This is a genomic window from Tepidiphilus olei, assembly GCF_006980705.1.
In the GTDB taxonomy this organism is placed as follows: Bacteria; Pseudomonadota; Gammaproteobacteria; order Burkholderiales; family Rhodocyclaceae; genus Tepidiphilus; species Tepidiphilus olei.
Window position 1 is genome coordinate 318685 of record NZ_SBHO01000001.1, and the last position, 11688, is coordinate 330372.

The following is an 11688-nucleotide window of genomic DNA, read 5'->3' on the forward strand; positions in this document are numbered from 1 at the left end:
GAGATTTTCGGGGAGGCGGCGGATCGTCCGCCCCGGAGTTCACGCTGCAGTGCAATAAATTCTGTGTATCAAATAATAAAGTCTATTGGTCTTTTTGATCAAATGATCAACTGCATAGTGACAAAAATCTCGAGAACACGTGTTTTTGCAGGAGATTATTTGTTGGCACGAGATTTGCTAATGATTGATGGCCAACATGAGCGGAGTCATGGCATGGAAAATCCAGAACAGGAATTCGACGTCGAGCGTAAGTTCGTTCGGGTGCTGGAACGGCGTGCCGATGGCCTCGTGGTCTTCGAGTTTGCCATCGGTGAGCCGCAGCTGTGCGTCGACATGCTGCTGCCCGCCGATGCGTTCGAGCGTTTTTGCGAAGAACAAGGGGTGATTCGCCTGAGGGAAGGTGAGCGGGAAGAATCCCCTTCTGATTGGGATTGGAACATGCACAAGGCGGCACAGCAGCGGTTTCGCTGAGCCTCGTTCAAACAAGGAGGAGATGTTTCATGCAAATCGATCTGCGAACGGTGACGATCAAGCCATTGCGCCAAACGTTCGATCATATCGCCCGATACCTCGGCACCGACAAGCCGGTGTCGCGCTACCTCGAAGGCAGCCTCGGCATCCAACCGAAGGACGTTTTCCACTACCGCCCGACCTGGGACCCGGAACATGAGATCTTCGACGTGCGACGCACGAAGATCCGCATGAAAGACTGGGATGCGCTCAAGGATCCGCGCCAGTTCTACTACGGTGCCTATACCAGCGCCCGGGCCCGGCAGCAGGATACGGCGGAGGCCAATTTCGATTTCGTCGAATCGCGCGGCCTGGTCGAGACATTGCCGGAGGACGTACGGCAGGCCGCCGTCGCGCTGCTCGTGCCCTTGCGCCACGTGGCCTGGGGGGCGAACATGAACAATGCCGCCGTCTGCGCCTACGCCTATGGCGGCATGACGGCCCAGGCGGCCATCTACCAATCGATGGACCAGCTCGGAATCGCCCAGTATCTCACGCGCATCGGTTTGCTACTGGGTGATGTCGAATCCCTTGCGGCTGGCAAGCAGGCTTGGACGAACGATCCGGTGTGGCAGCCCTTGCGCCGCTATGTCGAGGACAGTTTCGTCGTCAAGGATCCCTTCGAACTGCACACGGTGCAAAACCTCGTGCTCGACGGGCTGCTCTATCCCCTGGTCTACGACACGATCATCGATCAGATCTTCGCTGCCCGCGGTGGAGCGGCGATCGCCATGCTCACCCAGTTCATGACGCAATGGTCGGCGGAGACGCGCAAGTGGGTCGATGCGACGATGAAGGCGATCGTGGCCGAATCGGAGGAAAACCGCACCGTCGTGCAGGACTGGGTCGATGCTTGGCTTCCCCGGGCGAAGGAGGCTCTGTTGCCGGTAGCGGCGATCGCCGTGTCCGAGCAAGCGCCGGCGCTGCTCGATGAGGTAATGGAAGGATTCGCCCAGCGACTGGCCAAGATCGGCCTGTCGGCCTGAAGGAGGAAGAGATGTCGACCGTATTCATCGCCTTGCAGACGAACGAAGAAACCCGCCCCATCATCGAGGCGATCGTCGAGGACAACCCCCATGCGCGCGTCAACGAGGCTCCGGCCATGGTGAAGATCGACGCCGATGGACGGCTCGTCGTCAAACGCAGCTCGATCGAAGAGCGTCTCGGGCGTGATTTCGATCTGCAGGAGTTGCACATCAATCTGATCTCGTTGTCCGGCAACATCGAGGAAGACGAGGATCAGATGATACTTGCCTGGAAAAACTGAATCCCCAAAGGAGGAATCGACATGGACATGCAGGTAGCGAAAAAGAAACTTGGCCTGAAGGAAAAATACCAGGTCATGACGCGGGATCTCGACTGGACCCCGACGTACCAGAAGATGGAGGACATCTATCCCTATGTGCAGTACGAGGGGATCAAGATTCACGATTGGGACCGCTGGGAAGACCCGTTTCGCCTGACGATGGACGCCTACTGGAAGTATCAGGCGGAAAAGGAGAAAAAGCTCTACGCCATCATCGATGCCTATGCGCAGAACAACGGGCATCTCAACGTCACCGACGCGCGCTACATCAACACCGTAAAACTCTTCCTCACCGGCGTCAGCCCCCTCGAATACATGGCACATCGCGGTTTTGCCCATGTGGGCAGAGCGTTTCCCGGTCCGGGGCCGCGCGTCGCCTGCCTGATGCAGTCGCTCGACGAGATGCGGCACTTCCAGACCCAGGTCCACGCCATCTCCAACTACAACAAGTATTACAACGGATTCCACGATTTTCGCAAATGGCATGATCGGGTCTGGTATCTCTCGGTACCCAAGTCTTTCTTCGACGATGCCATCACCGCCGGACCGTTCGAGTTCATCGTCGCCATCGGCTTTTCCTTCGAATACGTGCTCACCAACCTGCTGTTCGTGCCCTTCGTCTCGGGGGCGGCCTACAACGGCGACATGGGAACGATGGCCTATGGTTTTTCGGCCCAATCCGACGAGGCGCGGCACATGACGCTGGGGCTGGAGGTGATCAAGTTCATCCTCGAACAGGATCCGGCCAATCTTCCCATCGTGCAGCGCTGGATCGACAAATGGACTTGGCGCGGCTATCGGGTGCTGACCCTCGTGGCAATGATGATGGACTACATGCTGCCCAAGCGCACCATGAGCTGGAAGGAGGCGTGGGAGATCTACTTTGAGGAAAACGGAGGGGCGCTCTTCCGCGACCTGGCCCGCTACGGCATTCGCATGCCGAAGTGCGCCGAGACGATTGCTTTCGAAAAAGATCATCTCTCGCATCAGGCGTGGTGTACCTTCTACAACTACACCGCCGCCACCGCGTTCCATACTTGGCTGCCGAATGAGGACGAGATGCAGTGGCTCTCGGCCAAGTATCCCGACAGCTTCGACAAATACTACCGGCCACGTTTCGACTTCTGGCGTGAGCAGGCGGCCAAGGGGAACCGTTTTTACAACACCACGTTACCCATGCTGTGCCAGACCTGCCAGGTTCCCTTGTTTTTTACCGAGCCGGGCGACCCGACCAAGATCTGCTACCGCGAAACCGATTACAAAGGCATGAAGTACCACTTCTGCTCGGACCACTGCAAGGAGATCTTCGAGCACGAGCCGGAAAAATACGTCCAGGCATGGCTTCCGGTACACCAGATCTACCAGGGCAATTGTTTTCCCGAAGGAACCGATCCCACGGCCGAAGGATTCGATCCGCTCAAGGCGGTATTGCAGTGGTACAACATCATCCACGGTCGCGATAATCTCGATTTCGAGGGTTCCGAAGACCAGAGGAATTTTGCCGCCTGGCGCGCCCAAGCGACCCGTAACGTTTGAATCCGATCATCCATGAAAAACACGAGACGACGGTGTCAACCGTCGTCCTTTCAGGAAGGAGACCGACATGGCTGTTGCCGCCATTGGTGAATATTCGTTCGAACCGCTCGACCTCGAGGAGAAATTCCACGGGAATCGCCTCCTCTACGTGGGCTGGGAAGACCATCTGCTGTTTTGCGCACCGTTCGCTTTTCCCTTGCCTCCCTCGATGCCTTTCCGCGATCTGGTAGAAAAGGTCTTGCCTCCTGCGTACAGCTACCACCCCGATTTCGCCCGCATCGATTGGGCCGCGGTGCAGTGGTTCAAGTCTGGCCAACCCTGGCAGCCCCAATGGGACGAAAGTCTGGAAGCAAATGGATTGCGCCATAAGGATGTGATCCGTTTTCGTACGCCTGGTTTGACCGGCATCGCCGGATCGTGCAGCTGACCAGGATACGAACCTCGGGGAGGACGGCATGAGCCATCAGCTGACGATAGAACCATTGGGGCAGACGATCGAGGTCGAGGAGGGGCAGACCATCCTCGATGCGGCACTTCGCGCCGGTATCTGGTTGCCACATGCCTGTTGCCATGGTTTATGCGCCACGTGCAAGGTACAGGTGCTGGAAGGGGAAGTCGATCATGGCGAGGCGTCGAACTTCGCGCTGATGGATTTCGAACGGGAAGAAGGAAAAACACTCGCCTGCTGTGCCCGGCTGGAAAGCGACGTGGTGATCGAAGCGGAGATCGACGAGGAGCCCGACGCCGAGATCATCCCGGTGCGCGATTATACCGGTACCGTCAGCCGGCTCGTGGATCTGACGCCGACCATCAAGGGCGTGTTCATCACGCTCGACGAGCCGCTGCGTTTCCAGGCAGGACAGTACATCAACCTCGAGATCGATGGAGGACGCCTCACGCGAGCGTTCTCGCTGGCCAATCCTCCTTCGCAGGCAACAGAGGTGGAACTCAACGTCCGCCTCGTGCCCGGCGGGGAAGGAACGACCTGGATCCACACGCAGCTCGCCGAAGGCGACCGTATCCGCCTCTCCGGCCCTTACGGTCGCTTCTTCGTGCGCAAGTCCGCCCCGGGCGACTTGATCTTCATGGCGGGAGGATCGGGACTATCGAGCCCGCGCTCCATGATCCTCGACCTGCTGGAAGAAGGGGATCGGCGCAACATCACCCTCATCTATGGCCAGCGACGTCGCGACGAACTCTATTACCACGAGGAGTTTCTCGAATTGGCCCGCCGCCACCCCAACTTCCGCTATGTGCCGGCACTCTCCGACGAACCGGCCGAGTCTTCATGGGATGGGTTTCGTGGCTTCGTACATGAGGCAGCCAAAGAGGCTTTCGGCGGCGATTTCCGCGGCCACAAAGCGTATCTGTGTGGTCCGCCCAAAATGATCGAGGCGTGCATCGCCACGCTCATGCAAGGGCGACTCTACGAGCGGGACATCCATACCGAAAAGTTCATCTCGGCGGCCGATGCCCAGCAAGTGCGTAGTCCGCTCTTTCGTAGCCTGTGAACGGAGACGCCGAATGGCCGACTCAAGGGTTCAAGGTGAAGAAATCTCGCGGCATGCGCCGTACGGCTTCCAGCGTGCGCAAGATATGGTCTCGCAACAAGGCCGTGGCTTGCGCCGCGTCGCGCCGCAAGGCTGCCTCGAACAGGGCGTGATGTTCCGCATGGACGTCGCGCGGGATGGGGCGGCGAAACACGCTCAGACGGCGGTAGCGTTCCGACTGACGATAGAGGATGGCTTGGAAATGATGCAACCAGCGGGAGGGGCAAGCCTGGATGAGACTTTCATGGAAGATGCGGTTGCGCGTTTCCCATTCGGCCACGGCTCCATGATCTTGCGCCAGACGCTCCTCGGCGCGACTCAGGAGATGAAAAGCGGAGACGAGATTCGCTTCCCACTCCTCGTCACCGGCTTGGATCGACTGGCGCAGGGCCTCGGTTTCGATCAGGACGCGGGTGCGGGTGATGTCCTCGAAGTCCGTCAAGGAGATAGGAGCGACGCGAAACCCTCGTTGACCTTGTACCAGCACGAGGGCATCGGAGACCAGGCGCAACAACGCTTCCCGCAGTGTGCCCGCGCCGACGTCGTAGCGGTCCTTGAGGTGTTCGACACGCAGTTTCTCACCCGGGGCGAGGATGCCTTCGACGATATCGTCGCGCAGACGCTGATAGGCCGCTTCGACGAGGGTGGTTGGTTCGGGGGCAGAGAAAATGGTTCGATCGTTCATGGAAGAAGTCAAAGGACGTCAGTGCGCATTGTATCGGAATCGGTTGCAAGAGGTACTTGAAAATCTCGAGATTCTATGTTTAAATCGAAAAAAATAATAATCGATACGGAGGAAGGAGATGGAAATGGAGCTAGAAGTTCCGACGACGACGCTCAGTTGCGAAGCCGGGCAAGCAGCCGTCAGTGCCGCCGTGCAACACGCGCGACAGCTGGGCGTGCGGATCAACGTCGCCGTGTGCGACGCTTCTGGCTTGCTCGTCGCCTTTCTGCGCATGCCGCTCTCCTTCCCCCAATCGATCGAACTGGCCATCGACAAGGCGCGCACTGCGGCAGGTTTCGGTTTTCCGACCTCGGCCTGGCTGTCGGTCTGCGGCGAGGACGAGGCGATGAAACTTGGCTTTTCCTCGCGTGCCGGACTCATTTTTTTTGGCGGCGGGGTGCCGATCCGCCTCGGTGATCGGGTCATTGGCGGCATTGGTGTCTCTGGTGCTTCCGCCTCACAGGACGAAGAGTGCGCCCATGCCGCGCTTGAGGCCTTGGGGATCGGGGCGACGGTTCGATGAACCGCGTGGCAGCATGCCGTGAGGAGAAAAAGGATGGAGACGATAGAACTTGCCTTGGGGGACGAGATGACTTCGAACCCTGCGCCGGAGCCTGAAAAAGAATCCCATGAAGTCCTGCTCGTTCAAACCGGTGAGGTGTACGCCTGCAGTGAAAACGAGACGCTGCTTGCCGGCATGTGTCGCCTCGGCCGCAGGGGAATCCCCGTAGGTTGCCTCGGCGGTGGCTGCGGTATTTGCAAAGTCAAAGTAGTTCGCGGTGAAGTGGTCAGTCTCGGGCCAATCAGCAGGGCTCATGTCAGCAAGGAGGAGGAGAGCGAGGGATACACCTTGGCGTGCCGTGCCGCGCCGAAAGGAGCGGTCACGCTGGAGGTGGTCGGAAAGATGCAGAGATCATTTTTTCATGGTTTCACCACACAACAGGACGTTTTACGCACGAAAAAAGGAGGAGCATCATGGGAGTCTTGAGAATGGGCCATGCCAGCCTGCGGGTCATGGATATGGATGCTGCGCTGAGGCATTATGAGGACGTCTTGGGTTTGAAGACCGTCATGAAAGACAAAGACGGAAACGTTTATTTGAAGTGCTGGGACGAATGGGACAAATATTCTTTGATTCTGACCCCTTCTGATCGGGCGGGTTTGAACCATGTCGCCTACAAAGTTGAGAAAGAGGAGGATCTCGATATCCTGCAAAAACGCATCGAGGACTATGGCATCGCCACCGAGATGCTGCCCGAAGGCAGTCTTCCTTCGACCGGGCGCATGCTGAAATTTTCTCTGCCCAGCGGCCATGAAATGCGCCTCTACGCCACGAAAGAGTATGTCGGCACCGATGTGGGTACCGTCAATCCCGATCCGTGGCCAGACGGACTCAAAGGGGCGGGGGCGCACTGGCTCGATCATTGCCTTTTGATGTGTGAGCTCAATCCGGAGAAAGGCATCAACCGGGTGGCCGAAAATACCAAGTTCATGCAGGAAGTGCTCGATTTCTTCCTCGTCGAACAAGTGGTGGTCGGTCCGGGCGGCGCGATGCAGGCGGCCACTTGGCTCGCGCGCACCAGCACGCCGCACGACATCGCCTTCGTCGGCGGGCCGAGAAATGGGCTGCACCATATAGCCTTCTTCCTCGATTCCTGGGACGACATTTTGAAAGCGGCCGACGTGATGGGCAAACATGGCACCAAGATCGATGTGGGGCCCACGCGACACGGCATCACACGGGGGGCGACGATCTATTTCTTCGACCCGAGCGGAAACCGCAACGAGACTTTTGCTGGACTCGGTTATCTCGCCCAGCCAGATCGTCCGGTGACGACCTGGACGGAGGACAAGCTCTGGAATGGCATTTTTTATCATACGGGTGAACCAGTGCCGTCATTTACGGAAGTTTATACTTGAGGATACGGTAATTAACTCGGGCCCCGTCTTGGGGCCTAGCTTGTTGCTCTGCTGCGATCATTTATCCAAATTGAGTATTACTATGAAAGAAATCAGTAACTTTATTAAAGGTGAATTTGTCGCCACCGGCAAGACGTTCGAGAAACGCTCACCCGTCGACGGCCGGGTGATCGCCTTGGTTCATGAGGCGGGACAAGCCGAAGTCGACGCCGCGGTGCAGGCGGCCCGTGCCGCCCTGAAAGGTCCGTGGGGTAAGCTGACGGTGGCCGAGCGCGCCGAGCTGCTCTATGCTGTGGCCGATGGCATCAATCGGCGTTTCGACGAATTCCTTGCGGCCGAATGTGCCGACACCGGCAAACCGATGAGCCTCGCGCGCCATATCGACATTCCTCGCGGCGCGGCCAACTTCAAAATCTTTGCCGACGTCGTCAAGAACGTACCGACGGAATTCTTCGAAACGCCGACGCCCGATGGCCGAGGGGCGCTCAACTATGCGGTGCGGCGTCCCATCGGCGTGGTCGGCGTGATCTGTCCGTGGAATCTGCCGCTGCTGCTCATGACCTGGAAAGTCGGCCCTGCGCTGGCCTGTGGCAACACGGTGGTGGTCAAACCCTCCGAAGAGACGCCGCAGACGGCCACGCTCCTTGGGGAGGTGATGAACGAGGTCGGCATCCCCAAAGGGGTTTACAACGTCGTGCATGGCTTCGGCCCGCAATCGGCCGGTGAGTACGTCACCACCCACCCGGGAGTGAATGCCATCACCTTCACCGGCGAGACGCGCACGGGCGAAGTCATCATGAAGGCGGCTGCCCATGGAGCGCGCCCCGTCTCGCTCGAGATGGGGGGCAAGAATCCCGGCATCATTTTCGCCGACTGCGATTTCGACGCGGCAATCGAAGGGACGATGCGTTCGGTCTTCGCCAACTGTGGTCAAGTGTGTCTGGGTACCGAGCGCCTCTACGTCGAACGTCCCCTCTTCGAGCGCTTCGTCGAGGCGCTCAAGAAAGGTGCTGAGAACCTCAAGCTGGGACGCCCCGAGGATCCGGAGACTAACCTCGGCCCGCTCATTTCCCACGAGCATCGCCGCAAGGTGCTCTCCTACTACGAAAAAGCCAAGGCGTTGGGTGCCACCGTGGTCACCGGCGGCGGTATTCCCGACATGCCGCCGGATCTCGCCGGCGGCTCCTGGATCGAGCCCACCATCTGGACCGGGCTGGGCGACGATTCTCCCATCGCCCGGGAAGAGATCTTCGGCCCTTGCACTCTAATCCAACCGTTCGACGATGAGGACGAAGTGATCGCCCGGGCGAACGACACCGACTATGGACTGGCGTGTTCGATCTGGACCAAGGATCTCAGCCGGGCGCACCGCGTCGCCGGCCAGATCGAGGCCGGCCTCGTGTGGATCAATTCCTGGTTCCTGCGTGATTTGCGCACCCCCTTTGGCGGCATGAAACAATCCGGCATCGGCCGCGAGGGAGGCGTGCATTCGCTCGAGTTCTACACCGAGCTCAAGAATATCTGCGTCAAACTGTGAAGGCGAGGGCACGATGAGCGAAAACAACCCCGAAATCGGCCGCAGTATCGTCGCCGCCGGGATTCGTACCAACTACCATGACATGGGTAGCGGCTTTCCCGTCCTCCTCATCCATGGTTCCGGCCCCGGTGTGTCGGCTTGGGCCAACTGGCGGCTGGTGATGCCCAAGCTGGCGGAAAAGTGCCGGGTGATCGCCCCCGACATGGTGGGTTTTGGCTTCACCGAACGTCCGCAGGGCTACACCTATTCGATGGACAACTGGGTTCAGCACGCCTTGGGCCTGCTCGACGCGCTCGGTCTCGAAAAAGTCGACCTGGTGGGCAATTCCTTTGGCGGGGCGCTGTCGCTCGCGCTCACCATTCGTCATCCCCATCGCGTGCGTAGGCTCGTGCTGATGGGCAGTGCTGGGGTTCACTTCGAGATCACGCCCGGTCTGGATGCCGTGTGGGGCTATACGCCCAGTTTCGAGAACATGCGCAAGATCATGGATCTCTTCGCCTGGAATCGGAATCTGGTCAACGACGAACTGGCCGAACTGCGCTATCGCGCGAGCATTCGTCCCGGGTTTCAGGAGAGTTTCGCCGCCATGTTCCCCGCGCCGCGCCAGCGTTGGGTCGATGCGCTCGCCAGCCCCGAAGCGGCGATCCGCGCCATTCCGCACGAAACCTTGGTCATTCACGGTCGCGAAGATCGCATCATTCCGCTCGAGACTTCGCTCAAACTGTCGCAGTGGATTTCACGAGCGCAGCTGCACGTCTTTGGCCGCTGCGGGCATTGGACGCAGATCGAGCACGCCGACCGCTTCGCCCGCCTGGTGAGCGATTTCTTGGCCGAGGCGAGCATCGACGAACCTCATCCCCTGGAAGGAACGGCATGATGGAAGATTCCCTGTTGCAGCGACTGGGCGCGGAGCTCTACGAGGCGTGGAAAGACGCTCGCATGATCGAGCCGCTCAGTGATCGCCACCCGGAGCTCACGATCGAGGCGGCCTACCGCATCCAGCAGCATTTCATCGGGCAGCGGCTTGCCGCTGGCGAGCGCGTCGTCGGCAAGAAAATCGGCGTCACTTCCAAGGCCGTCATGAACATGTTGGGCGTGTATCAGCCAGATTTCGGCTATCTGCTCGACGGCATGGTCTACAACGAGGGCGAGGCGATTCCCGCCGACACTCTCATCCAGCCCAAGGCCGAGGGCGAGATCGCCTTTCTGCTCAAGCGCGATCTGCGCGGTCCCGGCGTGACTGCTGCCGACGTGCTCGCGGCCACCGAAGCGGTGATGGCCTGTTTCGAGATCGTCGACTCCCGCATCCGCGACTGGAAGATCAAGATTCAAGACACCGTGGCGGACAACGCCTCCTGCGGCGTCTTCGTGCTCGGCGATCGGTTGGTCGATCCCCGCCGCGTCGATTTGGCTACCTGCGGCATGGTGCTCGAGAAGAATGGCGAGATCGTCGCCACGGGGGCCGGAGCGGCTGCGCTCGGCGCGCCAGCCAACGCCGTGGCCTGGCTCGCCAATACGCTCGGCCGGCTGGGCGTGCCGCTCGAGGCTGGCGAGATCATTCTTTCCGGCTCACTCGCTGCCATGGTGCCGGTGCGCGCGGGCGACAGCCTCTGCGTGACGATCGGCGGCATTGGCCGCTGCTCGGTTCGTTTCACCTGACTCACAAAAAAGAGGGAACCCATGAAGAAGATCCGCTGCGCCGTGATCGGCTCCGGCAACATCGGCACCGATCTGCTCTACAAACTCAAACGCAGCAGCGTGCTCGAGCCGGTGTGGATGGTCGGCATCGACCCGGCCTCGGAAGGCCTTGCGCGCGCCCGCGAAATGGGGCTCAAGACCACTGCCGAAGGCGTGGATGGCTTGCTGCCCCATGTGGAAGAAGACGAGATCCGCATCGCGTTCGACGCGACCAGCGCCTACGTGCATCCGGAAAACAGCCGCAAGCTCAACGCGCTCGGCGTGCTGATGATCGACCTCACGCCGGCGGCGATCGGCCCCTACTGTGTTCCCCCGGTCAACCTCAAGGAACACGTCGGCAAGGGCGAGATGAACGTCAACATGGTCACCTGCGGGGGTCAGGCGACCATCCCCATGGTCTATGCCGTCTCCCGCGTGCAGCCGGTCGCCTATGGCGAGATCGTCGCCACCGTGGCGAGCAAATCCGCCGGGCCGGGCACGCGTAAGAACATCGACGAATTCACCCGTACCACCGCCGGGGCGGTGGAAAAAGTGGGCGGCGCCAAGAAAGGCAAGGCCATCATCATCCTCAACCCCGCCGAACCGCCGCTCATCATGCGCGACACGGTGCACTGCCTCACCGAGACCGAACCCGAGCGCGAGCTCATCACCGCCTCGATCCACGAAATGATCAAGGAAGTGCAGAAATACGTTCCCGGCTACCGGCTGGTCAATGGCCCCGTCTTCGACGGCAACCGCGTCTCCGTCTATCTCGAAGTCGAAGGGCTGGGCGATTACCTGCCCAAATACGCCGGCAACCTTGACATCATGACGGCGGCCGCGGCACGAACCGCCGAGATGTTCGCCGAAGAAATCCTGGCCGGCAAGCTGCGGCTCGAACCCAACCGCGCCGTGGCGCTCGCCTGAT

The 11688-nt window shown here is 59.8% G+C and carries 14 protein-coding genes; 13 read left to right on the forward strand and 1 reads right to left on the reverse strand.

All coding sequences use genetic code 11. The annotated features are described in order from the left end of the window. The first annotated feature begins 213 nt into the window (after positions 1-213). The 6 genes from EPD80_RS01575 to EPD80_RS01600 all read left to right on the forward strand — a co-directional run bounded on the left by EPD80_RS01575 (position 214) and on the right by EPD80_RS01600 (position 4863). A complete protein-coding gene (locus EPD80_RS01575) occupies positions 214-471 on the forward strand; it encodes a phenol hydroxylase subunit (protein ID WP_142808876.1) in 258 nt (85 codons plus the stop codon). Positions 472-500: 29 nt separating this feature from the next. Further along, positions 501-1496 carry an aromatic/alkene monooxygenase hydroxylase subunit beta gene (locus EPD80_RS01580; protein WP_142808878.1) on the forward strand — a complete coding sequence of 332 codons (996 nt, stop codon included), beginning with the start codon at positions 501-503 and terminating at the stop codon, positions 1494-1496. Positions 1497-1507: 11 nt separating this feature from the next. Further along, positions 1508-1777, forward strand: a complete 270-nt coding sequence (locus tag EPD80_RS01585; RefSeq protein ID WP_142808880.1) for an MmoB/DmpM family protein — start codon at positions 1508-1510, stop codon at positions 1775-1777. 21 nt (positions 1778-1798) lie between these two features. Next, the gene (locus tag EPD80_RS01590) at positions 1799-3352 is read left to right on the forward strand and encodes an aromatic/alkene/methane monooxygenase hydroxylase/oxygenase subunit alpha (protein WP_142808882.1); all 1554 of its coding nucleotides are present in this window, start codon (positions 1799-1801) and stop codon (positions 3350-3352) included. Positions 3353-3419: 67 nt separating this feature from the next. Beyond that, entirely contained in the window at positions 3420-3779 is a 360-nt protein-coding gene (locus tag EPD80_RS01595; protein ID WP_142804804.1) for a phenol hydroxylase subunit P4, read from the forward strand. 28 nt (positions 3780-3807) lie between these two features. After that, on the forward strand, positions 3808-4863 hold the full coding sequence (locus EPD80_RS01600; protein ID WP_142804803.1) for an NADH:ubiquinone reductase (Na(+)-transporting) subunit F: 1056 nt from the start codon (positions 3808-3810) through the stop codon (positions 4861-4863). A 22-nt stretch (positions 4864-4885) separates the two neighbouring features. Here EPD80_RS01600 and EPD80_RS01605 read toward each other — a convergent pair whose 3' ends face one another. Continuing rightward, entirely contained in the window at positions 4886-5587 is a 702-nt protein-coding gene (locus EPD80_RS01605) for a GntR family transcriptional regulator (RefSeq protein ID WP_142804802.1), read from the reverse strand. 124 nt (positions 5588-5711) lie between these two features. Between EPD80_RS01605 and EPD80_RS01610 the strand changes: the two genes are divergently transcribed. From EPD80_RS01610 to EPD80_RS01640, 7 genes are all read left to right on the forward strand, one after another. Continuing rightward, the gene (locus tag EPD80_RS01610) at positions 5712-6149 is read left to right on the forward strand and encodes a GlcG/HbpS family heme-binding protein (RefSeq protein WP_142804801.1); all 438 of its coding nucleotides are present in this window, start codon (positions 5712-5714) and stop codon (positions 6147-6149) included. Positions 6150-6215: 66 nt separating this feature from the next. Beyond that, positions 6216-6614, forward strand: a complete 399-nt coding sequence (locus tag EPD80_RS01615; protein ID WP_142809339.1) for a 2Fe-2S iron-sulfur cluster-binding protein — start codon at positions 6216-6218, stop codon at positions 6612-6614. Next, positions 6602-7546, forward strand: a complete 945-nt coding sequence (locus EPD80_RS01620) for a catechol 2,3-dioxygenase (protein ID WP_142804800.1) — start codon at positions 6602-6604, stop codon at positions 7544-7546. The genes EPD80_RS01615 and EPD80_RS01620 overlap by 13 nt, the downstream gene beginning before the upstream one ends. 82 nt (positions 7547-7628) lie before the next feature. Beyond that, a complete protein-coding gene (locus EPD80_RS01625) occupies positions 7629-9083 on the forward strand; it encodes a 2-hydroxymuconic semialdehyde dehydrogenase (RefSeq protein WP_142808885.1) in 1455 nt (484 codons plus the stop codon). A gap of 13 nt (positions 9084-9096) precedes the next feature. Continuing rightward, entirely contained in the window at positions 9097-9960 is an 864-nt protein-coding gene (locus tag EPD80_RS01630; protein WP_142808886.1) for an alpha/beta fold hydrolase, read from the forward strand. Further along, positions 9960-10742 (forward strand): 2-oxopent-4-enoate hydratase, encoded by a 783-nt coding sequence (gene dmpE, locus EPD80_RS01635; RefSeq protein ID WP_142809341.1) that lies wholly within the window; start codon positions 9960-9962, stop codon positions 10740-10742. Before EPD80_RS01630 ends, dmpE begins: the two co-directional genes overlap by 1 nt. 21 nt (positions 10743-10763) lie before the next feature. Continuing rightward, the gene (locus tag EPD80_RS01640) at positions 10764-11687 is read left to right on the forward strand and encodes an acetaldehyde dehydrogenase (acetylating) (protein WP_142808888.1); all 924 of its coding nucleotides are present in this window, start codon (positions 10764-10766) and stop codon (positions 11685-11687) included. Position 11688 lies beyond the last annotated feature (1 nt).

Coding starts and splice junctions, on each gene's coding strand:
- EPD80_RS01605 (WP_142804802.1), bottom strand. CDS start 5,587: ATGAACGATCGAACCATTTTCTCTGCCCCCGAACCAACCACCCTCGTC.
- EPD80_RS01640 (WP_142808888.1), top strand. CDS start 10,764: ATGAAGAAGATCCGCTGCGCCGTGATCGGCTCCGGCAACATCGGCACC.
- EPD80_RS01580 (WP_142808878.1), top strand. CDS start 501: ATGCAAATCGATCTGCGAACGGTGACGATCAAGCCATTGCGCCAAACG.
- EPD80_RS01575 (WP_142808876.1), top strand. CDS start 214: ATGGAAAATCCAGAACAGGAATTCGACGTCGAGCGTAAGTTCGTTCGG.
- EPD80_RS01625 (WP_142808885.1), top strand. CDS start 7,629: ATGAAAGAAATCAGTAACTTTATTAAAGGTGAATTTGTCGCCACCGGC.
- dmpE (WP_142809341.1), top strand. CDS start 9,960: ATGGAAGATTCCCTGTTGCAGCGACTGGGCGCGGAGCTCTACGAGGCG.
- EPD80_RS01590 (WP_142808882.1), top strand. CDS start 1,799: ATGGACATGCAGGTAGCGAAAAAGAAACTTGGCCTGAAGGAAAAATAC.
- EPD80_RS01630 (WP_142808886.1), top strand. CDS start 9,097: ATGAGCGAAAACAACCCCGAAATCGGCCGCAGTATCGTCGCCGCCGGG.
- EPD80_RS01610 (WP_142804801.1), top strand. CDS start 5,712: ATGGAGCTAGAAGTTCCGACGACGACGCTCAGTTGCGAAGCCGGGCAA.
- EPD80_RS01600 (WP_142804803.1), top strand. CDS start 3,808: ATGAGCCATCAGCTGACGATAGAACCATTGGGGCAGACGATCGAGGTC.
- EPD80_RS01595 (WP_142804804.1), top strand. CDS start 3,420: ATGGCTGTTGCCGCCATTGGTGAATATTCGTTCGAACCGCTCGACCTC.
- EPD80_RS01620 (WP_142804800.1), top strand. CDS start 6,602: ATGGGAGTCTTGAGAATGGGCCATGCCAGCCTGCGGGTCATGGATATG.
- EPD80_RS01615 (WP_142809339.1), top strand. CDS start 6,216: ATGACTTCGAACCCTGCGCCGGAGCCTGAAAAAGAATCCCATGAAGTC.
- EPD80_RS01585 (WP_142808880.1), top strand. CDS start 1,508: ATGTCGACCGTATTCATCGCCTTGCAGACGAACGAAGAAACCCGCCCC.